The following is a 25,822-nucleotide window of genomic DNA, read 5'->3' as shown; positions in this document are numbered from 1 at the left end:
GAAGCCCCATTTGCTAAGACGGTAGCAAATGGGGCTTCTGTTGTTTATAAGGCGAAGAAGAGATGTACCCAGTAGAATAAGAGGAATAGTGTGACGACTGTTGTGAGCGGGATAACGATAAGGGATACACTTAAATAGTCTTTCCATTTTACTTTAATTTTGTTTTGTTTCAGAATATACATCCAAATGAGTGAAGCTAGTGTACCAATTGGTAGTAATAGTGAGCCGATGTCACTACCAATGATGTTTGCAAGATAGATTGTTTTTAATGTGACTGGATCTAGTCCCATTTCTGTTAATGTAATTGTACCAATCATAAGGGCAGGATGGTTATTGAAGACGTTAGAGAGGATGGATACAAGTCCACCCATTGCAAAGCTAGCATAGAGTAGATGCTGATTCACAATTGGCTCGAGCCATTGTACAAGTGCAGCTGTTAATCCTGCGTTGTGGAGTCCGTAAATAATGACGTACATAGAGAAGGCGAAAATTAAAATGTGCCATGGTGTCTTTTTCAAAATGTCGACAGGATTTGTTCGTAAGTAGTACCATCTCCAAATGAGAAGAACGAGTGAACCAAGTACTGCAACGATTTCAATTGGGATGGATAAGAAGGATGCAACGAATAGAAGACAGCGCATAAGGAAGACGAAACCTAATACTTTTAACATGAATCTTGTCCGTTTTTGTTTCGTATCAACAGAATTATTTCCTTTTAGTGGATGGAAGTTTTTCGTGAAGAAAATTTCTTCAATATCATATGAAGAAACAGGCAATTTTTTCGGAAGTTTTTTCTTCAAAACTGTATACATGAGCCATGACATAAATAATAAGCCTAATGTTGCAGGTACAAACATCATAGCAGTATGCATATAAAGAGTCATATTAACGATATTTAATGCGATTAAATTTACGATATTACTTACACCAATTGGTGCACTAGATGCCGTAGCGATTAAAGCACCACTTAATAAATAAGGAATTTGCTGATGAGGTTTTAATTGAAGATTTTTTAGAAGAAGAATTAAAATTGGAGTTGTAATTAAAATACTACCGTCGTTATTGAATAAAAGAGTCATGAGAAAACATAATAATTGAATATACCAGTATAAGCGGCGTCCAGAACCCTTTGCTAAATTTGCTAGTTTCGCTGCGGACCAATGGAAAAAGCCGAAGCTTTCTAATATAACTGCCATGACGATGGTCGCTAATATTGTTATGGAAGCACCGCCAATTTTACTTATAATATCCATGACGTCTGGTTTTGATACAAGTCCAGTAATTATGATGATACCAGCTCCGATTGCTGCTGGCCACGCCTCATTTAAACCTCGAGGCCGCCAAAAGATAACAATCATCGTTAAGAAGAATACAATAATAGTAATCCATATTTCAATGCTCATATTTTGCCTACCTTTCTATTTTCCCTTGAATAGATGTAGCTTGTCTCAAGGTTATATTGGTAGTATATTCAGCAAAAAATAAGAAGAACTAGACGTATAACGAGATGAAGCGAATATGTGTTTTTCATGCTAAAGGACAAGTGTCACTCGTAGTGAAATAACTATTGTGATAGGAGTCTATTAATTGATTGGGCAGTAAGGTAGTAAATGAGATTTATATCAGCGTAACTGAAAATATATCAGCGATTATTGAAATATATCGGCGTAACTCAAAATATATCAGCGATCATTGAAATATATCGGCGCAACTCAAAATATATCAGCGATTTTTAAAATATATCGACTTATCGACAAAACATGACAAAAGGAGCCCATCCCAAAATGCCTTTTGGAACAGACCCCAAGACTATATTATTTTTCCTTCAAAAAAGTACGATCCTTCAAGAATAAATTCCAGAAGAAAATAAATCCTGGTAATAAAATTGCAATCCCAATTGCGTATAGAATGAGCAGTGCATAGAACGTTTCTGTCGTTGTAAAGCTTGTAAATACAGTTACGTCAGGATAAATAATATAAGGTAAATGCGCGACGCCGTAAGCGTAGCTTGCAAATGCATATTGAGCGACGACAGCTAAAACGGCAATGCGAGGATATCCTAGTGTATTGTACTTTTTGTTTGTCCACCAAAGGGACGAGTATCCGATAACGAATAAAACAATAGAAACTGTAAACCACGGGAATTGCTTTATTAATCCTTGCATAAGCCAATGTGTTTCAGGATCCATTACAACGAGGGCGATGATTGCCGTAACGAGCGTTGCAGGACCAAGGATGATGGCATTTCTTCTATAAATTCTATACGTATCTTCTGAACTTTGTTCTCTCGCAAAATCAGCAAGAAAGAGAGAGGAGAGAAATAGTTCAGACGTTATTCCGAAGAGCATATAGCAATAGATAACCGGGCTAGAAAGAAGTTTTCCATACAGGAGTACTTCTTTCCCTTCAGACATTGTAATATAGGCTCCCTCTGTAACGGGTAAAACGGTAATTAATAGTGCTGGAATTAAGAGACCAGTAATACCTGAAATAACTCGAAGAAGGTACTGATATTTCGGCAAGGAGTAAGCAAACACCATAAATGTACTACGTACTGCAACGAGCACTAAAATTAACATAACTGGTACGAACATTACTGTCGCAAGGGTAAAGGCCGCTTTCGGAAAGAAGCCGAGAAATGCGACAACGACGAAGACGAGAAACGTATTTGTTACTTCCCAAGTTGGGGATAAGTACCGATTCGCAAGTTTGGCAGCGAGCGTTGGATGTTTTGCGTATACCATGCCCCAAAAACCAGCGCCAAAATCGATGGACCCTAATATACTGTATACGAAAATAAGGGCCCATAAGATGATGATTGCAATACTTTCCTCATGCATGAGAATCGCCTCCTTGGTGTTGTAAATCATTCTTTAATGGATGTCTTCTAAAGAATGTACGTAGAACAAAGACTGTTAAAATAGCGAGTCCAATATATAAAATGATGAACAAAACAAATAAAGGACCGACGAAATCAGCGCGTGTAGATGCATCGACGGTACGTTGCATACCATAAATTGTCCATGGTTGACGACCGCTACAACTGAAAATCCAGCCGAATTCAATACCGAGCATCATAATTGGTCCGCATGCAGCAGCTCCCCAAAGTAGCCACTTCGGTAGTTCTGTTCCCTTTTTTCGGTAAACGAAGTACCAATATAAGAGCGCAATTGCTGCAACTGCAAAGGTGAACGCAGCGGTGCCGACCATTAAGTTGAATAGTGTATGTGTATAAAATGGTGGCCATGTTTCTTGTGGGAATTCGTTTAGACCTTTTACGACAGTGCTAGGGTCTAGTCCCACTAATAAGCTAAGCATGTTTGGAATTTCAAGTGCATAGTTTAGTTCAAGTGTATTAGGATCCACAACTCCGCCAATGGATAGCGGTGCGTGTGATGTCGTTTCAAATAAAGCTTCAGCAGATGCAAGTTTTTCAGGTGAGTGTTTATGTAAGGCAATCGCTGATTCATGTCCTGAAAGCCACATCGTAGCGCCTGTAATAAATGTAACGACAAGCCCTAATAGTAGCCCTTTTTTATGATAAGCAATTTCACGTGTACTTAAATTTTTCTTCAATAATTTAAATCCAGCGATAGAAGCAATGACAGCCGCACCAGTTGCATAAGCCGTAATAACAACATGGAATGCACTTGTGCCAAAACTTGGATTAAAGAAAGCTTTCCACGGATCAACGTTAAAAACAGATCCATCTGGATTCATTGAAAAGCCTGCTGGTGTATTCATCCATGTATTTGCTGATGTAATAAGCACGGCGGATGCTGTGGCACCAAGCATGACGAAAAATAGCGAGATTAATCTCATAAATGGAGGAAGTTTATCGGCTGCATATACGTAAATCGACATGAATAAAGCTTCCAAAAAGAAGGCGAAAATCTCAATTTGGAAGGGAACAGAGATAACTTGCCCAACAATTTTGGCGAAACCAGGCCAAAGAAGTGAGATTTGCACACCAACAATTGTTCCAGTTGGAATTGCTACACCGAGAAGAATAGCAAACGCCTTTGTCCATCTTTTCGCCATAATGGCATAGTCGGAGTCTTTCTTCCAGTGATAGAGTATTTCGCTTATAAAAATCATCAATGAAAGTCCGACGCCAAGTGTTGCAAAGATAATGTGGAATGCTAATGAAGAACCAAAAAATGCTCTTGCTAATGTTACCGTATCCATATGTAAACTCCTCTTCTTTTTTGCCATTATTTTCTGATTGAATTGGAAGATTTATTCAAAAAAACTACCAAAAATATATATGTATTTAAAAAGTGAATATGATAATATAATGTTGTAATATTTTGAATAGAAAGAAATAAATAGTTGGTCATGTTTTGTTTGTTTTTTGCTCAGGAATCTTTTATAATCTTTTATTCGAACATAAGTTCTGTTTTTCGGAATCAAGAAGTTTATGTGAAATGGAGAGGGTGTTTTATGTATCCTGAAGTCATTAAAAAGATGGCATTTTCAAAAGAGCATAGAGATTTATTATTGAAGCTATATAATAAAGAAATTACGCGTCGTGAATATGATCGACTTGTACAATCGCTATATAAACCTTCTAAAGAGGTTTGCGGGGGATAGAAATGGGGGAGACAATCTAATAGATTGTCTTTTTTAAATTTATGTATGTTCTGATAAAATTAAGGTTAGCCTTACTAGGGAGGTGAAAAGATTGCGGAAACGTTTATATATAGGGATTGGAGTTATCTTCTTAATCGCTTTAGGTGGAATTGTATTTTGGTCAGCTTTACAAGGAAACCGTACAGAAAATTTTATTTTAAGACATATGGTGAATGACAATGGAACACTTGCCACGTATCGTTTGGTAGATACTAAGGCAGGTACGGGTGAAGCTAAGGGACGTGAAGCTTTATCAGAATCGGCGGGATTATGGTTACAATATACACTTGATAAAGATGATCAGGCGTTATTTGATGAGCAAGTAAAGGTTATTCAAGATAATTTCGTATATAAGAATCATATCGTTTTATGGAAACTCTCTGAAAAGGGAGAGAGGCAGTCAGCTACAAATGCACTTATAGATGATCTTCGTATTATAGAACAATTATATCGTGCTTATGAAATGTATAAGGAAGAGCGTTATAAAAACCTTGCCGATCAATTAAGTGATGCTGTACTTCGTTATAATAAAAAAGATAATTATTATGTTGATTATTATGATGCAGATGCAGGGAAACAAAATAATTTTGTAACAACATCATACATAAATCCACGTGCATTCTCCTATATGAAGAAGTACGACAAAGTTTCTGCTCAGCAATATCAGGAAGTCGTTCAATTTTTAGCGAACTATCCAAGGCATGGCTGGGCATTCCCGAAAGAGTATAAAGAAGATGGTACATTTACGTACGATAAAGAAGTGAATCTTATTGACCAATCATACGTTGCATATCATCGAAGTTTAGGTGGTCTTTCATCAACTGCTTATTTGGAATTTATAAAGAAGAAATTCCAGGAGGATGGAAAGCTATACGGTCGTTACAATTTAGAAACGGGAAAACAAACTGTGAATTATGAATCGCCAGCCGCATACGGATTAACGATTTTGTACGTACTACAAACAGGTGATAAAAAGTTTGCGAAAGAATTGTATGATCATATGGCCACATTCCGAAATGATAACGTATTTAGTAGATATTACGGTGGATATGTAACAGGTGAAAATAATAATACGCATATTTTTGATAATGTACTACCACTTTTAGCTGAAATGGAATTAAAAAAGAGTGAACAATAAAAGTTGCCACCATATGAGGGTGGCAACTTTTATTTGTTGATATAATTTTACGTCCTAATGTTGGAGAAGTAATCAATCACGAATTCACGGAATTGCTGAGCTGTTTTTGATAAGTAGCGTTTTTTTGACCAACTTAATCCGATGGTTCGCTGACAATTGGGTTCAATAATACGCAACTTGCTTGATGCTAAAGTAGAGTTTTTTAATAAAGTTAAACTTGGAACAAAAGCGATGCCGAGACCTTGCTTAATGAGGTCGCTAATCACGGTCGGTTCATCTACTTCAAAAGCAATATGCGGAGTGAAACCAGCTTCTTTGCAAAATTCATCCGTTAAGTGCCGAAATCCGTAGCCAGTGTTCATACTAATAAACGGTTCGTTTTTTACTTCATGCAGGTGGATATTTTCTCGGCCTGATAAACGATGGCCTGAAGGGACGACTAAGAAAATTTCTTCTGTAATAAGTGGTTCCCAAACAATCTCCTCACCTTCAATTGGCACAGAGGAGATACAAAAGTCAATTTCTATATTATCTAGTTGTCGTTTCATAGAAGGAGTGGATGCAAGAAATTGTTGGAATCGAACGTTAGGATGTTCTAGTAAAAAAGAGCCAAGTAGTTCTGGTAATATTCTTGGAATAGAAACGGCCAGTGTAATAGAGCTTTGTTGTAATTCGGCTAAATCTTTAATTTCTCGTTGCCCTTCACTTAATTCATGAAAAATACGTTCTACTCGTTTTAAAAATACTTTTCCGAAAGAATTTAAAGTAATCTGTCGGCCTTGGCGATCAAATAAAGGGACTCCTAAATCCTTTTCGAGTCTAGCGATTGTTTTGCTGAGTGAAGGTTGCGCGATATGCAATTCTTCAGCTGCCTTTGTCATATGTTCTAGTCGTGCAACTGTCTGAAAGTATTTTAACTGGAGCAGTTCCATTTCGAATCTCCTTTCTATAGACCAAAAGGAATGAATTGATAATTAAAGATGTATTATACAGTATGGAAAGTGACGTGTATAGTAAATCTGTTAAACCATTCTAATGGTGTTAAATTCGGAGAAGGAGTATGTTTCATGAAGGGAATTCAACTTATATTTAAAGATTGGAAAGCGATGTGGCACCATAAACATGGACGTATCGCTTTAATTTTTTTATTAATCGTTCCGTTAATTTATTCAGGATTCTTTTTAGCTGGATATTGGGATCCGTACGGAAGATTAGATAAATTACCTGTTGCAGTTGTGAACTTAGATAAGGGTGCTATGATGGATGAAAAAACAATTCATGCAGGAGACGATTTTGTTAAAAATTTAAAAGAGAATAAGGAACTAGCTTTTCATTTCGTATCAGAAAAAAATGCAGATGAAGGGTTAAAAGAAGATAAATATTATATGGTTGTTACGATTCCAGAGAATTTCTCTAAAAAGGTAAGTACACTTATGGATGAGAAACCAGAGCCGGCAAAGTTGCAGTACAAAGTAAATCCAGGTAAAAACTTTGTAGCAGCTCAAATTGGAACGACAGCTGTTGAAAATATGAAAACAAAAATCTCAAATAGTATTACGAAATCTTATACAGAAGGTGTCTTTTCAAAGTTCCAAGATTTGGCACAAGGATTGAGTGATGCAAGTAATGGTGCTGAGAAGTTACATGAAGGAACGACCGATGCAAAAAATGGAGCGAATCAGCTTGCGGATGGTATTGATCGTTTAAGTGATGGGACATCGAAATTGAAAGAAGGAAGTGACAAGCTTGCATCCAGTCAATCTGCTTTAACTGGGGGAGCAAATGAGCTGAGTCAAGGAGCGACATCACTTCATAGTGGTATGGAATTACTAGTACAAGGTGAAAAAACGTTACAATCAGGAATTAGTGAATTAAGTGCTGGTACAAATGAATGGGTGAATGGAAATGAAAAACTTGCTGAAGGGCAAGCGAAAGCGGACAATGCAGCAAATAGTGTAAAACAACAATTAGAAGAGTACGTGAAAAATCATCCAGAAGTGCAGCAAGATCCCGCTTTTCAAAAAATTGTTGCTACGTCTAATGGACTAGCTAAAGCAACAAGTACGTTAAATAATAGCCAACAACAATTGACACAAGGTGCGAAGAAGCTTACTGACGGTCAACATAAGATTGAAGAAGGCATAAATACATTCGGAGTTAAGTTAAATGAAGCTACTGCTGGAACGCAAAAGATAGCAGATGGTGCATCGAATTTGGCTGATGGATTTACGAAGTGGGGAAATGGATTTACATCATTGCAAGAAGGTGTAAACCAGCTTGCGAGTGGTGGAACGGAGCTGAATAACGGTGCTGGTAAATTAACAAATGGACTTGTTAAACTTGATGATGGTGCGAAAGAACTTTCTACGAAATTGGGAGAGGGTGCAGAGAAGATAGCGAATGTTCGTAATGATGATGCACGCAATACGATGTTCTCAGAGCCAGTTCAGTTAGTGAAGTCAACAGTTTCTGACGTTCCTAACTACGGTTCAGGCATTGCACCATATTTCTTATCGCTTGCATTTTATGTTGGCGGAATTATGGCATCGAATATTTTACCGCTTGGTCGTAGACAAAATATGAAGGTAAGTGGAACGGTACATTTTATTAATAAACTAGGATTGGTATATTTAATTGGACTTATTCAAGCGCTACTCGTAGATGTAGTTGTGCTAGGTGTTATGAAATTAGAAGTTGCCAGTGTACCACTTTTTGTTTTATCAAGTATTGTGATTTCCTTTACGTTCATGACATTTATTCTTATGTTAGTAACAGTATTTGGTCTTGTTGGAAAGTTCTTAGCAGTAACGCTTCTTGTCTTGCAATTAGCGACAAGCGGGGGGACTTTCCCAGGAGAATTAAACATAGCTGTTCTTAGCAAAATTGGGCAGTTTCTCCCAATGTCTCATTCTCTTAGAGGATTACAAGATGTTATCTCTTTAGGAGATTGGTCGCAATTAAAAATACAAATTTTAATATTGTTATGTTATCTCATTGTTGCCGGTGGAATTGCTTGGATCACGAGCCATATACAGCATAGAGAAACGAATGTAGAACAAGTTTCTTAAAATGAAATAAGCTATCCGATTTTTTCGGATAGCTTATTTTTTATTTACGTTCCATTACTGCAAAGTAATTATTTTCATTATCAGCAAAGTTGAATGCTCTACCAGTAGGTAAATCTACAACCTGTCCAACTGTGACATTTTTCTCAGAAAGATCTTTATATAGACGGTCTAAGTCATTTGAGAAGAACATAAGTGAAGGTGTATTAAGGTTTAGTTCAGGTTGCATCTTCGCGATTAACGCTTTATCGTGAAGGACGATGCTTGTTCCTGCTTCTTTCGCCGGTGCAATTTCAATCCAGCGGAATCCGTTTCCGTTATTCTCTTCCGCAATGATTTGGAACCCTACTTTTTCTGTCCAAAATTGTACTGTTTCGTCTTGGTTATTTACATATAGCATAATTTGTCCAACTTGATTAATCATAGGTGTCTCTCGCTTTCTTTTTATATGCGTATCATTATATCAAATATATGGCTTGAATAGTTTTTTATGATTTTTTCGGAATACAACCTTCGTCCATTTCATCTTTGTTGTAGGAGAAGGACCTGTAATCCAAGTATGAAATGGTATTGTGCTACAAATGAACATTGTTGAAATAGAGATAATAGCCGTTAACACAAATAGTAATAGGCTATATAATATAGTATTTTCTTGCAGTGTGAATAAAGAAAGAAACTTTGTGCATAGTTGCAAGAAGAATAAGTGAGCTAAATAAGCACCATACGTGTAATTTCCAATGAAACGTAACGTTTTATATAAGAAACCACGACGCTGTACTATCATAATAGATAACACATACAGTATGATAATTTCGCATACGATATATAAAAACATAGATGGTTTTAAATAGGTAGAAACAGTTAAATGAATAGAGTTTGCTCCGTAAAAACTAAACAACTCATAATTGATGAATAAAAATAAGATGAAAAATAATATTGTTATAAGCGGGATATGTTTCATGACGAATAGACGCCAAGTTTTTAGTGCTACAGCGGCAATGCCACCCATAACGAAATAGAATGAGTAGAATAGAAATGATCGATCTGTATAATGTAAAATTGTTGAACTTGTTAATTTTTCTCCATTAAAAATATAGTGAGAAGAGAACCACATTAATAGAAAATATAGGCAAGCGAAAAAGGTCATATATTTATATATGTCTTTTTTATTTTCTGTTCGTTTTTGAAACCAATAAAAAAGTGTGCATAGTAAAGGGAACAATAAGTGAATTTGGAACATCATAATAACGTACCAAAGATGGGGCGCGGCTGTTCCGAGTAATAAACTTTTTATTCCGCCTTGTAATGTAATAAGATCATTTGTTGTTAATAAGTAAAGAATAGACCAAAAGAAATAAGGAATGAGTAAGTGTGTCGCTTTTTCAGAAATATATTCTTTATATACTAATTGCTTCGTATAGTGACGAATTAAGTGAAATCCAACGATAAATATGAATGCTGGTGCTGAGAATTTTGCAAGATTAAATAGCATGCCCATAATGAGGGATTGCTCAAGTAAGACATTTCCTTGCTTCATTGTATATAATAAGGAACTTTGCAAAACGACAGCGAGAAATGCAATGCTTTGCAAAACTTTAAATTCAGGTGCGCTTTGTTTCATTATTTCCATCTCCTTTTCCATACATGATTATAGTACGGAGAATGGATAATGAATGTGGAATATTTGTGAAGATTTTAACAAATTTGTGGCGAGAGGAAATATCAACTTATCAACAAATAACGACAAAAAGAGGATGCTCGTTTAGAGCATCCTCTTTCTAGCTATTAAGCAAATTTGTTTTTGATCCAATTCTTACCTTCTACAAGGCGAGCTGTCATTACCGCACAAGCGTTATCTGCTGTTACGTTTAACATCGTTGCAGGTGGATCAATGATTGTACTAATTGCTGCGATAATTGGCAGTGCTTCTGGCGGGAAACCGTATAGAGATACGATTAACATTTCACCAATCATACCACCGCCTGGAATAGCACCCATTACTGTTCCTACTAATAAAGAAACAACAAGTGCGATTGCTAATGTTTTCGGTCCTTCGAATTCCATGTTGAAAATACCGAATAAGAAAGCAATTTTTAATACGCCACCTAAAACAGATCCGTCTTTATGAAGTGTAGAACCAAGAAGGACAACTGTTTCACGAACGTCTGAAGAAATACCCATTTTCTTCGTTGCTTCTAAGTTCGCTGGAATACTTGCGGCACTACTACAAGTTGCAAGTGATGTAACTGTAGGAGAGACCATGTTCTTCCAAAATACTTGTACACCTTGCTTGCGACCTGCAAGGTATGCATAGAATGTGAAGAATACAAAGAAATAAATTAGAGAAGCTGGATAGTATACCATTGCCGCTCGGAAGTAAGTTCCAAGAAGTTGTGGTCCGAATTCACCAACTAATGCTGCGAAGTAAGCAGCAAGTCCGATTGGAGCGTAGTACATAATGAAAGATACAACCTTCATTGAAATCTCTGCACCAGCTTGTAGGAATGTAGCGAATGGTTTTCCTTTTTCGCCAACTGCTGAAGTTGCAATTCCCATTAAGATAGAGAAGAAAATAAGAGCTAACATATTTTCACGAGATAGTAACTTCGAGAAGTCAGATACTGTTAAAATACCGACGATTTGATCTGCAACACTAACAGCTTTGCCGGCTTTGTCAGGTTGTGTTAGTTCTAGTACAACACCTTGTGCTGGCGGGAATACTTTCACGACAATAATCATAAAAATAGCAGCTAAAATACTTGTAAATAAGAAAGTCCCAGCCATACTAGACATAATTTTACCGAAACGTTTTAATCCATCCATATTAGCAATAGACGATGCGATGCTAAAGAACACTAGAGGTACAACAATCGTAAACATTAAGTTTAAGAAAATGTCACCAAGCGGCTTTAAAGCAACTGCATCGGCACCCATGAAATAACCAATGAAACCACCAATTAGGATAGAAGATAATAAAATAAGGGGAAAGCGATATGCCTTCATAAATATATCCTCCTATCAATTAAAAAAATCATACTGAATCATTATAGCGAGTTAGAGTCCTCTTTACTAGGAGAATACGGATAAATGGAATAGCGTGAAAACCAAGAAATTTTTGTTTTTAAGCTCGGCATACAGCAGGAAATCTAGACATATATATTTGTAACCTAGTGGTGGCAAGGGATGCACCATAACTTAGGTTTAGAAAAAGGGGGAGGGAAGCGGAATGAATATTTTGCTTTGCTGTGCAGCGGGAATGTCTTCCAGTTTGATTGTTACAAAGATGGAGAAAGCAGCAGAGGCAAGAGGGATAGAAGTAAAAATCTGGGCAGTATCAGGTTCTGAAGTGAATAGTCATATTGATAAAGCTGATGTCCTTTTACTTGGACCGCAAGTACGTTATTTATTACCGAAAATGAAAGAATTATGTAAGGATAAAGGGATACCTGTTGATGTCATTCAATCCGTTCATTACGGACTTTGTAATGGAGAAGCTATCTTGCAAGCAGCTTTGTCAATGAAACCATGAGGAGAGTGGGATAGATGATACGGTTTTTAGAGAAGTACGTGATGCCGGTAGCAGGGAAGGTTGCAGAGCAGAGGCATTTGCAAGCAATTCGAGATGGAATTATTTTAACGATGCCTTTCTTAATTATTGGATCGTTTTTCCTCATTATTAGTGCACTGCCGATACCTGGATATAACGAGTTTATGGCAGGTTTGTTTGGTGAGAATTGGCAGAGAGCTTTAGGGTATCCAGTTAGTGCAACTTTTAATATAATGGCTTTAATAGCTGTTTTTGGAATCGCTTACAGGCTTGGAGAGTATTATAAAGTGGATGCTTTAGCATCCGGGGCATTGTCGCTTGTGACGTTTTTACTTGCGACTCCATTTCAAGTTGCATATATTATACCAAGTACAAAAGAGAGTGTACTTGTAGAAGGCGCTATCCCAGCAGCATTAATGGGAAGCCAAGGGTTATTTGTAGCAATGATTATTGCACTTATATCTACTGAACTTTATCGGTTTATTGTACAAAAAAAGATAATTATAAAGATGCCAGAGACAGTTCCACCAGCTGTCACGCGTTCATTTGCCGCACTTGTTCCAGGATTTATTGTTGTAACAGTTATTTGGATTGTACGCTTAATTATAGAAAATACTTCTTTTGGCAGTATCCATAATATTGTAGGACAAATTTTACAGGAACCACTTAGTGTACTTGGTGCTAGTCTTTGGGGCGCAATAATAGCAGTTATTCTCGTTCATGTTCTTTGGTCGTGTGGAATTCATGGTGCTACTATTGTTGGTGGTGTAATGAGCCCCGTTTGGTTGTCGTTAATGGATCAAAACCGAGTTGCTTTTCAAGCTGGGCAAGATGTACCAAATACAATTACGGCACAGTTTTTTGACTTATGGATTTATATGGGCGGTTCTGGAGCAACGCTTGCTCTAGTTGTCGGAATGTTACTATTTGCACGAAGTCAACAATTAAAAAGTTTAGGGAGATTGTCAATTGCACCTGGTATATTTAATATTAATGAGATGGTAACTTTTGGTATGCCGATTGTAATGAACCCACTTTTACTAATTCCATTTATATTAGTTCCAGTTGTGTTAACAATTGTTTCTTACTTTGCAATGGAATGGGGATGGGTCGCACGTCCGAGTGGGGCCGCTGTACCTTGGACGACACCTATTCTTTTTAGTGGATATTTAGGGTCGGGCGGGAAAATTTCAGGTGTTATTTTGCAACTTGTTAACTTTGCGCTAGCATTCTTCATTTATTTACCGTTCTTAAAAATATGGGATAAACAAAAACTGGCGGAAGAAAAGGGGGAGTAAAGAACTAAAATGGATACGATAGAGACGAAAGCTTTTCATTTAATCTTGCATGGGGGAAACGCGAGAAGTTGTTCAATGGAAGCAATTGATTGTGCGAAGCGTGGGGAGTTTACAGAAGCTGAAGCTAAATTACAAGAAGCACTAGAGGAATTAAAAGAGGCGCACCGTGTACAAACGGAGCTTATCCAGAAAGAAGCTGGTGGTGAAAAGACCGAAGTTACTCTTTTAATGGTACACGCACAAGACCATTTAATGAATGCAATTACGGTGAAAGAATTAGCGAGTGAGTTTGTAGAGTTATATAGGAAGATGTCGGTGGATGAATGAACCTTGCTTATGCAAGGTTTTTTTATCTAGAATTAACGGGCAGTAAAACTCCCACTAATTAAAATTTCATTTTATGTATGTGCCTGTACCATCAGTGGAATGTTCATCCCACTGATGGTATTTACAATCCTCCTTTTTTGGATGAGTAAGAGTTATAATTAATCGGTAGTAACAATTTCTCCTATACCACGAATTAATCTTTTTATATGCATCCGTTCCGGTTTTAATATATTTACGATATAATCAATCGCTATTTTTGGTTCAACGGTTGTACCGCAAGTATAACAGTCAATAGCTGCAAAATTTTGTTCCGGGTAAGTGTGAATGGAAAGATGGCTTTCTGATAATAACACTAATACAGTAACACCATATGGCTGGAACTCTTTTTTACTTACGTTTAAAACATGGGCACCAGAGTAATCTGCAGCTGTAACTAGATGATATTCTAAAAAGTGCATATCATCTAATAGGGAAAAGTCCACTCCCCACAAATCTACTATTATATGCTTGCCAAAAGTAGAATATTCCATAGGGCAGCACTCCTTACTATAATATCGTCAAAACTTCATTTCCTGTTTGTAGCATTGATGTAGGGTAAGGTCCGATTCTAAATTTAAAACGGCATTGTTACGGTGATCTAAATGTTCTTCTTTAAATTGAAATAAAGGAAAAAGAAGAGTAGGCAATGTTCGAGGAGTTGGTACTACATATAATTGTTCAATTTGATCGAGTACATGTGCAGAATTAGTAGCAAGATGAAATCCCCAGTCAGTTCCGAAAGAAGGAACGATTGTATGATAGCTTTTTACAGTTAATCCAGCGTGTTCAATTGTATTACCGATACTCCAATATACTAGAGGTGCATCAGCAGGTGAATTAGATTGACAGACGAAAGCACCATCTTCTGTTAAGAATGTAGCTATACGAGCAAATAGTTCGCTTGTATATAAAGTACTTAACAACTCTGTCGCTGGGTCTGGAAAATCAATAATGATTACATCGTATAAAGATGAAGGTGAATTTAGAAATTCTTTTGCATCGCATACGTGCACGTTCACGCGATTATCAAAAAAAGCATTTTTGTTTAAAGATACTATTTCTGGAACATTACGTGCCATATTAATCATCGCCTCGTCTAAATCAACAAGGTCTACATGTAGCACAGTTTCATATTTCAAAACTTCTCGTAAGGCAAGACCATCGCCACCACCTAATATGAGAACACGTTTTGGATCGATTACTTTTGACATAATTGGATGTACAAGTGCTTCATGATAGATTTGCTCATCAACGGAACTAAATTGTAGTTGCTTGTCCAAGTATAAGCGAACATCGTTTACTTGGACTAAATTAATATTTTGATAATTACTTTTTTCTTCAAATAGGTTCGTATGTTCACCAGCTTGTATTTCTTTTAGAGAAATTTCATCCCACACATCTAAGCTGTGTGAATCTGTAGGTACTATAATTACATTTTCTGATTGTACTTGCTTATCTTGCTTATTCTGTTTGTCCTGTTTATCTTGTTTGTCTTGTGTATCATGCTTGTCCTGCTGTTCTAGTTCAAATTTATCAGAGTCTAATTCAGAACGCTTGTCCTTTTTATAGCTTGTTATTCTATAAATCTTTATTTTGCTTTGTTTTCTATGTTTTGGCATAGGAATCCCCTTTCGAATTGTGTTATTTTATTCTATTTTATTTTATGTAATTTAGTAGAGTGTGCTTGGACAATAGAATAGATAGAAGACTGAGCTCAAGAAAATGTTGTTTTTTACTAGATTTCTACGATAAAAAATTTTTTTAGTGTTTTTTCATATTAAACATAACTAGACAACTAAACACTAATCTATTTTCATACAGTTATGTGTTAAAAGCGTGTTGTTTTATAACACACTGTGTGTTTTTTGGACGACACACTAATTGAAAGCGTTAACACACAAAGAAAATGCTCGAAAAAGCACTGATTTTAGTGGTTTTAAAAAGTTGGCACGCTAATTGCGTTAATAAATAGCGTAAAGAAAAATAAATAAACATAAATTTTTTATACTACACAAGGGGGATTTTCAAATGAATATTTTATTATGTTGCTCAGCAGGGATGTCTACAAGTTTACTAGTTACAAAAATGGAAGCGGCTGCAAAAGCTCGCGGTTTAGAAGGCAAGATTTGGGCTGTATCTGGGGATGCAGTAAAAAACAATATCGATCAAGCAGATGTATTATTACTAGGACCACAAGTTCGTTACATGCTTTCTTCAATGAAAACGCTTGCTGACGAGAAAAACATTGGAATCGATGTTATTAATCCAATGCACTACGGCATGATGAATGGAGAAGCAGTTTTAGATCACGCATTAACACTTAAAAAATAATTAGGGGGGAAGCGAAATGCAAAAGTTTATTGCATTTATGGAGAAATATTTAGTTCCAGTCGCAGGAAGAATCGGATCGCAGCGTCATTTAGTTGCAATCCGTGATGGTTTTATCGCAGTTATGCCTCTTATTTTAGTTGGATCGTTTGCAGTACTTATAAATAATCTACCAGTTGATGCATTCCAAAAACTTATGAAGGGTGCATTTGGAGATGTTTGGAAAGATATCGGCGGTGGTATGTGGACAGGGTCCTTTGCAATATTAGCCCTCATAGCCGCAGTTGGGATAAGTTATAATTTAGCGAAATCTTACGGTGTAGACGCGTTGTCAGCAGCAATTATTACATTCGGTGCATTAATTATTATATCTCCGACAACGCCAAAAGAAGGCGGTATTGATTTAGCTTGGACAGGATCACAAGGTTTATTCGTTTCTATCATTGTAGCTCTTCTTGTAACCGAGGTATTCAGGTTCTTTGTTCAAAGGGATATTACAATTAAGATGCCAGATGGTGTTCCACCAGCAGTAATGAAATCATTCGCAGCATTAGTTCCAGCATTCGTTATTTTAATCGTAACAGCAAGTATTCAGTTAGCTGTGAAATTAGCGGGAACAAGTATTCATAAAATCGTATTTGAAACAATTCAATTACCATTACAAGGTTTAGCAGGTACGTTACCAAGTGCAATTATTATCGCATTACTTATTCACGTATTATGGTTCTTCGGATTACATGGTCCTAATATTATCGGTGGTATTATCGACCCAATTTATTTACCAGCACTAGAAAAGAACATTAAATTATTTAACGATGGTATGTCTGCATATGATGTACCGCACATTTTCACAAAGCCATTCTTTGATGTATACGTATACATCGGCGGATCAGGTGCAACATTAGCATTCTTAGTAGCGGTAATGCTTGTTGCAAAAAGTGCGCAACTTCGTGGTGTAGGTCGCGTATCTATCGGTCCTGGTTTCTTCAATATTAACGAACCAGTTATTTTCGGTACACCAATCGTATTAAATCCAGCGTTAATCATTCCATTCGTACTTACACCGGTTGTATTAGTTATTACTTCTTATACAGCGATTTCTTTAGGGTGGGTACCAAAAACAGTTGCTTTAGTTCCTTGGACAATGCCACCAATCTTTAGTGGTTATCTTGTAGCGGGCGGAAGCATCGCTGGTGCAGCACTACAAGTGGTAAACTTTGCAATCGCGGTAGTAATTTACTATCCATTCGTATTAATGTGTGACCGTACTTATGTACAGGCTGCAAAAGCTGAAACAAAAGGAATCGACAATTCAGTATCACTTTAAAAAATATTATTCTGGCGAGTTCTTATAGCTCGTCAGAATAATTACCTTTATATCATGTTCAAAAAGATGAAAAACATCTATATGAACACTAAACTATCATTAATAAATTCATACTTTAATAGACATGTTCAAACTGAAGGGGTATTTAAATCGGTTGAACTTTATAGAGAGGGCGGTAATTATGATGACTACAGCAGAACAAATTCCATTCCAATTGATTTTAAATAGTGGTAACGCACGAAGCTTTGCGATGGAGGCACTTCAATTTGCCAAACAGGGGAAAATGGCAGAAGCAGATGAAGCGATGGTAAAGGCGAAAGAAGCGATTAATGAAGCGCATCATTTCCAAACAGAGCTCATACAATCAGAAGCAAGAGGAGAAAAAACAGAGATTAGTGTTCTTTTAATTCACGCACAAGATCATTTAATGAATGCGATTACAGTGAAAGAATTAGCAGCAGAGTTTATCGATCTTTATAAAAAGCTTGAAGCGAAAGGGGAATAAAGCATGACTGGAATTAAAATTGCTACAATCGGCGGTGGATCTAGTTATACACCAGAGTTAATTGAAGGATTTATTAAGCGTTATGATGAGCTTCCTGTTCGTGAAATTTGGTTAGTAGATATTGAGGCAGGAAAAGAAAAGTTAGAAATCGTTGGTAACTTAGCGAAACGTATGGTGAAAAAATCAGGTTTACCAATCGAGGTACATTTAACACTTGATCGCCGTGAGGCATTAAAAGATGCTGACTTCGTAACAACACAACTTCGCGTTGGTTTATTAGAAGCACGTGCAAAAGATGAAGCAATCCCGTTAAAATATGATGTAATCGGTCAGGAAACGAATGGTCCTGGTGGTCTATTCAAAGCGTTGAGAACGATTCCTGTTATTTTAGATATTTGTAAAGATATGGAGGAGCTCTGTCCGAATGCATGGTTAATTAACTTTGCAAATCCAGCTGGTATGGTAACAGAAGCTGTCCTTCGTTATACAAATATTCAAAGAGTAGTTGGTCTATGTAACGTTCCAATCGGAATTCGTATGGGTCTTGCAAGATTACTGGAAGTAGATGCGAGTCGTGTTCACGTTGATTTCGCAGGTTTAAATCATATGGTATACGGACTAGACGTATATTTAGATGGCGTGAGTGTAATGGACCGCGTGTTAGAGCTTGTAACAGATCCAGAAAAGCAAATTACGATGGAAAATATCGCAGCGCTTAACTGGGAACCAGACTTTATTCGCGGACTTCGTGCAATTCCATGTCCATACCATCGTTACTACTACAAAACACGTGAAATGTTAGAAGAAGAGAAAGAAGCTTCTGTTGAAAAAGGTACACGTGCAGAAGTAGTAAAACAATTAGAAAATGATTTATTTGAGTTATATAAAGACCCGAACTTAGATATTAAACCACCACAATTAGAAAAACGTGGCGGAGCTTATTATAGTGATGCAGCATGTAGCTTAATTACGTCTATTTACAATAATAAAGGTGATATCCAGCCTGTTAATACACGAAACAACGGAACAATTGCAAGCTTACCACATGATTCGGCTGTTGAAGTGAACTGTATTATTACGAAAGAAGGTCCAAAACCAATTGTAGTTGGAGATCTTCCCGTACCAGTTCGCGGTTTAGTGCAGCAAATTAAATCATTCGAGCGCACAACAATTGAAGCTGCTGTTACAGGGGATTATCATAAGGCGCTGCTTGCTATGACAATCAATCCACTTGTACCATCAGATAAAGTTGCAAAACAAATTTTAGATGAAATGTTGGAAGCACATAAAGAATATCTTCCACAGTTCTTTAAAAAGGTAGAGAAGTAAAAGCGGCGCTATTTAGCCCGCTTTTTTTATTCTATTAGGAGGTATTAGGATGATTAAGTTAATTGTAAATGCAGATGATTTCGGTCTTACAGAAGGTACAAATTATGGCATTATTGATGGGCATATAAATGGACTTGTAAATTCAACGACAATGATGATGAATATGCCAGGAACAGAGCATGCGGTACGCTTAGCGAAAGAGTACAACTTACTCGGAGTAGGCGTACATCTCGTATTAACAGCAGGGGAACCACTTCTTGGAGACGTACCATCACTTGTAGGTAGCGACGGATCGTTTCATAAACAAAGTGTTGTAAGGGAAGGGAATATAAATCCAGAAGAAGTTGAGAGAGAATGGATTGCTCAAATTGAGAAGTTTTTATCTTACGGATTAACACCAACTCATTTAGATAGTCATCATCATGTGCATGGTTTACCGATTTTACATGATGTTCTAGAGAGATTAGCGGCTAAATATAATGTTCCGATTCGTCGTTGTGAGGAAGATAGAGCGGTGCATCCATTTTCTGATGTGTTTTACAGTGACTTTTATGCGGATGGTGTGACGGAAGATTACTTTGTGAAGTTAAAAGAAAGAGTACAAGGTGAACAAACGGTAGAAATTATGGTTCATCCAGCTTATATTGATCCAGAGCTTGTGAAGCGTTCTTCTTACGTAATGGATCGTGTGAAGGAATTGCGTATTTTAACAGAGAGTGAGTTGCCAGAAGGAATAGAGCTTGTGAGGTTCTAATAGAAAAAACGACGGCTACATCATGCCGTCGTTTTTTCTATTTATAAAATGGACAGAATATATCCGCCAAAGGCTCCGAGTATAACGATAACCCAAGGTGGTGTGTTCCAAAAAGCTAGTAAGCAAAAAAGAAGCGAAGCGAAAACGAAATCTGAAGCATTTATAATTGTACTCGTCCAAATGGGATCGTAAAAAGCGGCAATTAAAATACCGACAACAGCTGCATTGACTCCAAGTAGTGCGCCTTGTATGAATGATATTTTTCTCACACTGTTCCAAAATGGTAAAACACCAATAACGAGTAAGAAAGCAGGGAGGAAAATCGCAATTGTTGCGAGTATTGCCCCAAGCGTCCCGTTTAACACTGCTCCTATATACGAGGCGAATGTAAATAGTGGTCCTGGTACTGCTTGTGTTAATCCGTATCCAGCTAGGAACTGTTCTTTCGTCATCATGCCGTTTTGTACGAACTCACCTTCAAGAAGGGGCAGCACGACGTGTCCTCCTCCAAATACAAGTGCGCCAGAGCGATAGAAACTATCAAATAAAGCGATGTAATAAGAGAAAGGTCTTAATATCGGTAGCAGTAGTAAGAGTCCAAAGAATAAGACGAGACAAGAAACTGCTATCTTTTTTGAAATAGGTACTTTTATATGCTGAGATTGGCTAATTGGTTGGTTGCGATATAAAAACCAGCCGATAAAGCCACATATTATAATGAGGATCACTTGCGTCCAGCTACTTGGCCATAATAAGGCGATTGCGGCAGTTACAATCGCAATCGTCGCACGGTTGCGATCTGGAGTTAACTTTTGCGCCATTCCCCATATGGCGTGAGCGACAATAGCGACTGCTACAAGTTTTAGTCCATGAATCCAGCCAGCACTCCCAAGATCGAACTGATTAAGGAATGAGGCGAAGAAAACTAAAACAAGGACAGACGGTAAAGTGAATCCAATCCATGAAATAATAGCTCCTAAAAGCCCGCCCCGTAATAATCCAACCCCCATACCGACTTGACTGCTGGCAGGACCAGGAAGGAATTGACATAGCGCTACTAAATCTCCATAGCTTCGTTCATCCATCCATTTTCTTTTTTGCACGTATTCGTGGTGAAAATAGCCGAGATGAGCGACAGGACCGCCGAATGAAGTAAGTCCTAATTTAAATGAGACGAGAAAAATCTCTAATAATGTGTGAAAGGTGTGTTTGTTTTTTTTCAAAATAACCTCCTAGAATGTTTTTGCTATGTGCATTATACAAGAAGTGGTAAAGCAAAAGGAACAAATCTAATGTAAAGATTTTGTGAATCTTTTCTTTGTAATTAAAATTGAAAAAGTCATAAATGATTATGTCTAAACCATAAAGTAGTAGAAGTAGTGCTGGGAAATTTATATAAGGAGAATGCCTTATGACAACACATTTCTTTGCCAGGTTAACAGGTAAGAGGGAAGTGCCTCCTGTAAATACAGAAGCTTTTGGGGTAGCAGAGTTTATTTTTAGTGATGATTTAACGAAATTGCATTACAGAGTAATACTAAAAAATATAGAAAAGGTTACATCGTGTCAAATTCATTTAGGGAAGTCTACTCAAATTGGCCCTGTTGTTTTATATTTGTATGGTCCACTGGAGCAAGGGATTAGCTTGAACGAGGGAAGTATTACTGGTGTAGTGAATGTGGAGGATTTTGAGGGACCTTTACAAGGGAAATCATTTGTACATTTACTTCAAGAAATTATTCAAGCAAATGTATATGTTAATGTCCATACGAAATCACAAAAAAGAGGAGAAATAAGAGGGCGAGTTAGAAAAGTAAAGAAGTAGAGGAAAAGGCTGTCCATATGTTGGAACAGCCTTTTCTCATTATATAAGGTGCTAGTTTTAGCGATTATTGTCGGTAAATCGATATATTTTGAAAATCGCTGATATAACTCGCGTTACGGTCGATATTTTTAAAAACTGCCTCGATTAATTTTTCACAGGTTGATTTTTAATAAAGAAGTCCATAACGTAAAATACTTCGTCATCTGGTATTTGTATTTCAAATGTATTTTCAATTGGTTGCAATGCTTTTTTTACTTTCATATACATCCAGTATTCATCTTGTCTTCTTTTCTCTTTATCAGGGTGAGGAAGAAGGCTTTCTCCTTTTTGAAGACGGTCAACCATACAGCTCATATGCAGAATAACACCCATTAAGCTATCAGGAGTTAGCTGTAAGGAAATTAATTCCTGAATTGTATTTAATGCGTAACGAATTGTTTTAATAAGTAATGCCCCATCGTTACGCTGCATTTGTTGTTCAAGAATATCCGCCATTTTTGCATATGTTTCTTCATACGTAATTAATTCTTGAATGGGCTGAATCGCTGTGTAGTTTACGATGTCTTGGAAATGATATGTTAAGCATGGTACTTGCACATCGAAATTCGTAACGATACAAATGATGTTACGCTCTTTTTTTATGTTCTCGATCATTTTCGTTAAATCTTTTTCATGGACGATACTAATCGGAATAATTTCAATTAAGTCTTTATCAAATCGTAAATAGTTCTCTAACATTTTTTGAATAGCTAAAGCACTTCCTTCACCAGTTAAACAAGCTGTTAAAATAACAGATTTCATTGGAGAGAGAGGTTTTTTCTTTTCTTCTTGTACGTTTAAGTAAAATGGTGTTAAATTTTTTACTGTTTCATACAGCGCATCTAATGAATAACCGAGCTGAGCTTTTCGAGCTGCTTCTAGTGCATGTGGTGTGCTCGTCATCGAGAGAACACGTACAGGGATTTTGAACTCCGTTTCTAATATGTCACCGATATAAGCAAGTGACCCCATATCGACAAGTAAGAGAAGCCCATTTACATTTTGTAGTGTTTTCATATACACTTTCACACGTTCCAAGAAATCTTTCGGTGATTCGTGTAACGGCATATCAATACCGGTTACTTCCTCAATGCCGAGAAGTTCGTTTGCAACGTTTGCCATTTCAGTTGCGATGCCATTACCGTGTGCTAATATTAATACTTTTACTTCTGTTTGTGAGGCAGGAATTGGATCAACAACGAAGAACATTGTTAAAAAGCCAGCTTCATCAATAGGCATTGTTATTTGTAATTCTTCCTCCAGTAGTTGAATGCATTGCATAGCTACGGAAAAAGCTTCTTTATATTTCGTACGAATTTGATTTAATTGTGGGTGATGTATTTGTTTTCCGCTTTGTAAACGTTGTAGAGTTGTCTGTACATGTAAACTTAAAGCGAGAAATACTTTTTCATCAAACGTCTTAGATAAATGCTTTTCAGCAAGTTCCGCTATTTTTTCACATACGGAAACGATATTACGATCCACAATTTTAAAAACATTTTCATGGCTTGTTTTTTTTGATATTTGGTTAAAATATTGTACGAAAAAGCTTTGAACATCATTTTCTATTAGTAATTCTAATTCTTCCTCTTCAATACCACGTGCTTGAAGTTCTTCGTATTTATAGTCAATATAATCGTAAATAGAAGAGCGTTTTTCATCTTCTGTTTTATGATTACTCCAACCTTCCTCACCTGTAAATACAAATGTTTCATTTGGTATTTGGTATAAGTGACGGCTCTTCCTTTCAATGAACAACCCTTCTTTCATATACCAAGGTAAATCTGTACTTGAAACATAGACAGAATCACGTTTCTTTGTGACCAAATCAGAATAGGCTTTCGCACAGGCAATTTGAACATCTGTTTTTAATTGACCAATGTTATTGGGACAATTGTAAAAGACGAAAGCACGCATTGCATTTGGGCTAACGTGAATGTCTTTTCGCAGACGAATTGCTTCATTTGTGAAAAATAGCTGTAGTAAAGCAAAGCGCTCTTTATGTGTACGCTCACGAAGTGGTGGCAGCGTAACAGTCATCGGTATACGTCTTGTAAATGTTTTTAATAAAAAGGAATTTGGTTCTTCTGTTGTTGCAGTAATGATTAATACTTGTGCTTTACGTTCGTTCTCTGTTTCTCCAAGGCGGCGGTACACTCCGCGGTCAATAAAGGTGAAAAGCATTTCTTGTCCCTCTGGAGGTAGGCGATGTACTTCATCTAAGAAAAGAATTCCTTCATGTGCTTTTTCAATTAACCCTTTTTGATCACTTGCTCCTGTGTAAGCTCCTTTTTTAATCCCAAATAACTGTCCAAGTAGTAGTTGTGGATTGTTTGCGTAATCAGCACAGTTAAAGACGATAAATGGTGCATTTTTGGGAAGCTGTTCAACTTCAATTGCATATTCGTGCATTAAAGAAGCAAACATAGACTTTCCGACCCCTGTTTCTCCCAGTATTAAAGTATGCATACCGTTTGGAGGGTAGAGAATAGAAGCTTTCGCTTTTTCAATTGCGATTTTAAGGCTCGTATTTTCAATTGCAAATGTATCTAATGAAGTTATGTCTTTTGAATGCGTTTCCAACGAAGTGTTCGTTTCTATGTAAAAACGAACAGGTCGCGTATTTGTTTTTAATAACCGTTTATCTTTTACAAGTTTGTTTAAGTCGCTACTTACATTGGCGCGATCTAGTTGTAGAAATGTAGCGAGTTCTGATGCGGTTACACCTTCTGTATAATTTCTTCCTTGTATTGCATTAAAAATGAGATCTATTCGTTTCATTTCCATTCACCTCGAAACTTCATCACTATTTAAAAGTTTACACAAAAATGGGAAGGGTGGGAAGAGAAAAATAAAACAGCTTTAGTCTAGAAGTACTAAAGCTGTTACAATCTTGTGTCTTTCCAAAAATTTACCTCGAGATGAGAAGATGGATTATAGGGAAGAAGTTTGTATCCTTGTGACTGTAAATAATCAATTACTTTTGGCAGTATTTGTACGGTCACACTCGAATCATGCATTAAAATAACTTCGACTTGTTCATCACTTTGATTACGCACTCTTTCGAGTATGGCAGAAGGATTATCATAGCTTTTCCAGTCATAAGTATCGATCGTCCAATCCCACATTTTATACTGGGCTGATACAAGTGCGTCACGGTAATTCTTTTTTAAGTAAGGCATACTACCATATGGAACGCGAACGAGATGTGTATTTAATTTCGTAACTTGCTGGACAATGCTTTGTGTTTGTTCCATTTCTGCAATTAAAGTGGAAGGGTCACCAGTGTAAAGGCGTTTTACATCATGTGACATGCTATGGAGCCCGATATAATGTCCTTCTTTAATTAATCGTTGCATCGTTTTTCTGTAATGCGGCACTTTTCCGCCAATAACAAAGAAAGTTGCTTTTCCGTTCTTTTCTTTTAAGATGTTTAAAATTTGTGTAGTATATTTGTTTGGACCGTCATCAAATGTTAAGTACGCAATTTTTTGTGTAGGAGAAGTTGTTTCAGTATTTGGATGATGTTCAGCAGGAATAACGGTTGTTGCTTCAGTATTAGATGATGCGTACATAGTAATTGTTAAGAATAAAATAATACATTGAAATACTCGCTTGATCATAACATTCACCCTCAGTTTGACAATCAAGATGTAAAAAAACTTGATA

Annotated in this window: 24 protein-coding genes; 12 read left to right on the top strand and 12 right to left on the bottom strand. The window is 36.8% G+C overall.

The window, feature by feature from the left end; all coding sequences use genetic code 11:
* Nucleotides 1-44: 44 nt before the first annotated feature.
* The 3 genes from MHH27_RS26970 to cydA form a co-directional block, all read right to left on the bottom strand.
* The gene (locus MHH27_RS26970; protein ID WP_000021123.1) at nucleotides 45-1,403 is read right to left on the bottom strand and encodes an arsenic transporter; all 1,359 of its coding nucleotides are present in this window, start codon (nucleotides 1,401-1,403) and stop codon (nucleotides 45-47) included.
* Nucleotides 1,404-1,814: 411 nt separating this feature from the next.
* Nucleotides 1,815-2,840, bottom strand: coding sequence for a cytochrome d ubiquinol oxidase subunit II (locus tag MHH27_RS26965; RefSeq protein WP_000544183.1), 1,026 nt, complete (start codon nucleotides 2,838-2,840; stop codon nucleotides 1,815-1,817).
* Nucleotides 2,833-4,188 carry a cytochrome ubiquinol oxidase subunit I gene (gene cydA / locus MHH27_RS26960; protein ID WP_075717055.1) on the bottom strand — a complete coding sequence of 452 codons (1,356 nt, stop codon included), beginning with the start codon at nucleotides 4,186-4,188 and terminating at the stop codon, nucleotides 2,833-2,835. The genes MHH27_RS26965 and cydA overlap by 8 nt, the downstream gene beginning before the upstream one ends.
* 255 nt (nucleotides 4,189-4,443) lie before the next feature.
* Between cydA and MHH27_RS26955 the strand changes: the two genes are divergently transcribed.
* Both MHH27_RS26955 and MHH27_RS26950 read left to right on the top strand, forming a co-directional pair.
* Nucleotides 4,444-4,593: a hypothetical protein gene (locus MHH27_RS26955; RefSeq protein WP_000283180.1), complete on the top strand. Its 150-nt coding sequence runs from the start codon at nucleotides 4,444-4,446 to the stop codon at nucleotides 4,591-4,593.
* A gap of 91 nt (nucleotides 4,594-4,684) precedes the next feature.
* The gene (locus MHH27_RS26950) at nucleotides 4,685-5,770 is read left to right on the top strand and encodes a transcriptional regulator (protein ID WP_340944653.1); all 1,086 of its coding nucleotides are present in this window, start codon (nucleotides 4,685-4,687) and stop codon (nucleotides 5,768-5,770) included.
* A gap of 47 nt (nucleotides 5,771-5,817) precedes the next feature.
* Here MHH27_RS26950 and MHH27_RS26945 read toward each other — a convergent pair whose 3' ends face one another.
* Nucleotides 5,818-6,702: a LysR family transcriptional regulator gene (locus tag MHH27_RS26945; protein WP_098390415.1), complete on the bottom strand. Its 885-nt coding sequence runs from the start codon at nucleotides 6,700-6,702 to the stop codon at nucleotides 5,818-5,820.
* A 135-nt stretch (nucleotides 6,703-6,837) separates the two neighbouring features.
* On the opposite strand from MHH27_RS26945, the gene MHH27_RS26940 reads away from it, so the two are divergent.
* Nucleotides 6,838-8,838, top strand: coding sequence for a YhgE/Pip domain-containing protein (locus MHH27_RS26940; RefSeq protein ID WP_090978145.1), 2,001 nt, complete (start codon nucleotides 6,838-6,840; stop codon nucleotides 8,836-8,838).
* Between the two features lie 40 nt (nucleotides 8,839-8,878).
* Here the strand turns inward: MHH27_RS26940 and MHH27_RS26935 are convergent, their stop codons facing one another.
* From MHH27_RS26935 to MHH27_RS26925, 3 genes are all read right to left on the bottom strand, one after another.
* Entirely contained in the window at nucleotides 8,879-9,259 is a 381-nt protein-coding gene (locus MHH27_RS26935; protein ID WP_000610162.1) for a VOC family protein, read from the bottom strand.
* Between the two features lie 39 nt (nucleotides 9,260-9,298).
* Nucleotides 9,299-10,456 carry an acyltransferase gene (locus MHH27_RS26930; RefSeq protein ID WP_340944650.1) on the bottom strand — a complete coding sequence of 386 codons (1,158 nt, stop codon included), beginning with the start codon at nucleotides 10,454-10,456 and terminating at the stop codon, nucleotides 9,299-9,301.
* A 164-nt stretch (nucleotides 10,457-10,620) separates the two neighbouring features.
* Nucleotides 10,621-11,838, bottom strand: coding sequence for a dicarboxylate/amino acid:cation symporter (locus MHH27_RS26925; protein WP_000649376.1), 1,218 nt, complete (start codon nucleotides 11,836-11,838; stop codon nucleotides 10,621-10,623).
* A 223-nt stretch (nucleotides 11,839-12,061) separates the two neighbouring features.
* Here MHH27_RS26925 and MHH27_RS26920 point away from each other — a divergent pair, with 223 nt between their 5' ends.
* Genes MHH27_RS26920 through MHH27_RS26910 form a run of 3 tightly spaced genes read left to right on the top strand, consistent with a single transcriptional unit; the run spans nucleotide 12,062 to nucleotide 14,007 of the window.
* Nucleotides 12,062-12,364, top strand: coding sequence for a PTS sugar transporter subunit IIB (locus tag MHH27_RS26920; RefSeq protein ID WP_001023543.1), 303 nt, complete (start codon nucleotides 12,062-12,064; stop codon nucleotides 12,362-12,364).
* 14 nt (nucleotides 12,365-12,378) lie between these two features.
* Entirely contained in the window at nucleotides 12,379-13,680 is a 1,302-nt protein-coding gene (celB, locus tag MHH27_RS26915; protein ID WP_098235695.1) for a PTS cellobiose transporter subunit IIC, read from the top strand.
* Between the two features lie 9 nt (nucleotides 13,681-13,689).
* Nucleotides 13,690-14,007, top strand: a complete 318-nt coding sequence (locus MHH27_RS26910) for a PTS lactose/cellobiose transporter subunit IIA (protein ID WP_000379645.1) — start codon at nucleotides 13,690-13,692, stop codon at nucleotides 14,005-14,007.
* Nucleotides 14,008-14,165: 158 nt separating this feature from the next.
* Here MHH27_RS26910 and speD read toward each other — a convergent pair whose 3' ends face one another.
* Together speD and MHH27_RS26900 are read right to left on the bottom strand one after the other, a co-directional pair.
* Complete coding sequence (speD, locus tag MHH27_RS26905; protein ID WP_098508374.1) at nucleotides 14,166-14,537, bottom strand: adenosylmethionine decarboxylase; 372 nt, start codon at nucleotides 14,535-14,537, stop codon at nucleotides 14,166-14,168.
* 27 nt (nucleotides 14,538-14,564) lie between these two features.
* Complete coding sequence (locus MHH27_RS26900) at nucleotides 14,565-15,665, bottom strand: polyamine aminopropyltransferase (RefSeq protein WP_098329405.1); 1,101 nt, start codon at nucleotides 15,663-15,665, stop codon at nucleotides 14,565-14,567.
* 409 nt (nucleotides 15,666-16,074) lie between these two features.
* Here MHH27_RS26900 and MHH27_RS26895 point away from each other — a divergent pair, with 409 nt between their 5' ends.
* The 5 genes from MHH27_RS26895 to chbG all read left to right on the top strand — a co-directional run bounded on the left by MHH27_RS26895 (nucleotide 16,075) and on the right by chbG (nucleotide 20,289).
* Complete coding sequence (locus MHH27_RS26895) at nucleotides 16,075-16,377, top strand: PTS sugar transporter subunit IIB (protein WP_071710056.1); 303 nt, start codon at nucleotides 16,075-16,077, stop codon at nucleotides 16,375-16,377.
* A gap of 16 nt (nucleotides 16,378-16,393) precedes the next feature.
* On the top strand, nucleotides 16,394-17,701 hold the full coding sequence (gene celB / locus MHH27_RS26890; RefSeq protein ID WP_098235693.1) for a PTS cellobiose transporter subunit IIC: 1,308 nt from the start codon (nucleotides 16,394-16,396) through the stop codon (nucleotides 17,699-17,701).
* A gap of 181 nt (nucleotides 17,702-17,882) precedes the next feature.
* Entirely contained in the window at nucleotides 17,883-18,206 is a 324-nt protein-coding gene (locus MHH27_RS26885; RefSeq protein ID WP_000989050.1) for a PTS lactose/cellobiose transporter subunit IIA, read from the top strand.
* 3 nt (nucleotides 18,207-18,209) lie between these two features.
* A complete protein-coding gene (celF, locus tag MHH27_RS26880; protein ID WP_340944642.1) occupies nucleotides 18,210-19,535 on the top strand; it encodes a 6-phospho-beta-glucosidase in 1,326 nt (441 codons plus the stop codon).
* A gap of 49 nt (nucleotides 19,536-19,584) precedes the next feature.
* Nucleotides 19,585-20,289, top strand: coding sequence for a chitin disaccharide deacetylase (gene chbG, locus MHH27_RS26875; protein WP_000593486.1), 705 nt, complete (start codon nucleotides 19,585-19,587; stop codon nucleotides 20,287-20,289).
* 41 nt (nucleotides 20,290-20,330) lie between these two features.
* Here the strand turns inward: chbG and MHH27_RS26870 are convergent, their stop codons facing one another.
* Complete coding sequence (locus MHH27_RS26870; RefSeq protein WP_340944639.1) at nucleotides 20,331-21,512, bottom strand: chromate transporter; 1,182 nt, start codon at nucleotides 21,510-21,512, stop codon at nucleotides 20,331-20,333.
* Between the two features lie 188 nt (nucleotides 21,513-21,700).
* On the opposite strand from MHH27_RS26870, the gene exsM reads away from it, so the two are divergent.
* Entirely contained in the window at nucleotides 21,701-22,114 is a 414-nt protein-coding gene (gene exsM, locus MHH27_RS26865; RefSeq protein ID WP_000207046.1) for an exosporium regulatory protein ExsM, read from the top strand.
* A 144-nt stretch (nucleotides 22,115-22,258) separates the two neighbouring features.
* On the opposite strand, the gene MHH27_RS26860 is transcribed toward exsM, so the two are convergent.
* Both MHH27_RS26860 and MHH27_RS26855 read right to left on the bottom strand, forming a co-directional pair.
* Nucleotides 22,259-24,934 carry a PRD domain-containing protein gene (locus MHH27_RS26860; protein WP_340944637.1) on the bottom strand — a complete coding sequence of 892 codons (2,676 nt, stop codon included), beginning with the start codon at nucleotides 24,932-24,934 and terminating at the stop codon, nucleotides 22,259-22,261.
* A gap of 104 nt (nucleotides 24,935-25,038) precedes the next feature.
* Nucleotides 25,039-25,776, bottom strand: coding sequence for a polysaccharide deacetylase family protein (locus tag MHH27_RS26855; protein ID WP_016513232.1), 738 nt, complete (start codon nucleotides 25,774-25,776; stop codon nucleotides 25,039-25,041).
* Nucleotides 25,777-25,822 lie beyond the last annotated feature (46 nt).

The organism is Bacillus sp. FSL L8-0152, assembly GCF_038006365.1.
In the GTDB taxonomy this organism is placed as follows: domain Bacteria; phylum Bacillota; class Bacilli; order Bacillales; family Bacillaceae_G; genus Bacillus_A; species Bacillus_A cereus.
This window is presented reverse-complemented; position numbering and strand designations above follow the sequence as displayed.

Bases quoted from the DNA above. Each gene is read 5' to 3' on its own strand.
- MHH27_RS26940 (WP_090978145.1), top strand. From the start codon at position 6,838: ATGAAGGGAATTCAACTTATATTTAAAGATTGGAAAGCGATGTGGCAC.
- exsM (WP_000207046.1), top strand. From the start codon at position 21,701: ATGACAACACATTTCTTTGCCAGGTTAACAGGTAAGAGGGAAGTGCCT.
- MHH27_RS26895 (WP_071710056.1), top strand. From the start codon at position 16,075: ATGAATATTTTATTATGTTGCTCAGCAGGGATGTCTACAAGTTTACTA.
- MHH27_RS26855 (WP_016513232.1), bottom strand. From the start codon at position 25,776: ATGATCAAGCGAGTATTTCAATGTATTATTTTATTCTTAACAATTACT.
- MHH27_RS26920 (WP_001023543.1), top strand. From the start codon at position 12,062: ATGAATATTTTGCTTTGCTGTGCAGCGGGAATGTCTTCCAGTTTGATT.
- MHH27_RS26900 (WP_098329405.1), bottom strand. From the start codon at position 15,665: ATGCCAAAACATAGAAAACAAAGCAAAATAAAGATTTATAGAATAACA.
- celB (WP_098235693.1), top strand. From the start codon at position 16,394: ATGCAAAAGTTTATTGCATTTATGGAGAAATATTTAGTTCCAGTCGCA.
- celB (WP_098235695.1), top strand. From the start codon at position 12,379: ATGATACGGTTTTTAGAGAAGTACGTGATGCCGGTAGCAGGGAAGGTT.
- MHH27_RS26885 (WP_000989050.1), top strand. From the start codon at position 17,883: ATGATGACTACAGCAGAACAAATTCCATTCCAATTGATTTTAAATAGT.
- celF (WP_340944642.1), top strand. From the start codon at position 18,210: ATGACTGGAATTAAAATTGCTACAATCGGCGGTGGATCTAGTTATACA.
- MHH27_RS26910 (WP_000379645.1), top strand. From the start codon at position 13,690: ATGGATACGATAGAGACGAAAGCTTTTCATTTAATCTTGCATGGGGGA.
- MHH27_RS26970 (WP_000021123.1), bottom strand. From the start codon at position 1,403: ATGAGCATTGAAATATGGATTACTATTATTGTATTCTTCTTAACGATG.
- MHH27_RS26965 (WP_000544183.1), bottom strand. From the start codon at position 2,840: ATGCATGAGGAAAGTATTGCAATCATCATCTTATGGGCCCTTATTTTC.
- MHH27_RS26925 (WP_000649376.1), bottom strand. From the start codon at position 11,838: ATGAAGGCATATCGCTTTCCCCTTATTTTATTATCTTCTATCCTAATT.
- chbG (WP_000593486.1), top strand. From the start codon at position 19,585: ATGATTAAGTTAATTGTAAATGCAGATGATTTCGGTCTTACAGAAGGT.
- MHH27_RS26955 (WP_000283180.1), top strand. From the start codon at position 4,444: ATGTATCCTGAAGTCATTAAAAAGATGGCATTTTCAAAAGAGCATAGA.
- MHH27_RS26935 (WP_000610162.1), bottom strand. From the start codon at position 9,259: ATGATTAATCAAGTTGGACAAATTATGCTATATGTAAATAACCAAGAC.
- speD (WP_098508374.1), bottom strand. From the start codon at position 14,537: ATGGAATATTCTACTTTTGGCAAGCATATAATAGTAGATTTGTGGGGA.
- MHH27_RS26860 (WP_340944637.1), bottom strand. From the start codon at position 24,934: ATGAAACGAATAGATCTCATTTTTAATGCAATACAAGGAAGAAATTAT.
- MHH27_RS26945 (WP_098390415.1), bottom strand. From the start codon at position 6,702: ATGGAACTGCTCCAGTTAAAATACTTTCAGACAGTTGCACGACTAGAA.
- MHH27_RS26930 (WP_340944650.1), bottom strand. From the start codon at position 10,456: ATGAAACAAAGCGCACCTGAATTTAAAGTTTTGCAAAGCATTGCATTT.
- cydA (WP_075717055.1), bottom strand. From the start codon at position 4,188: ATGGATACGGTAACATTAGCAAGAGCATTTTTTGGTTCTTCATTAGCA.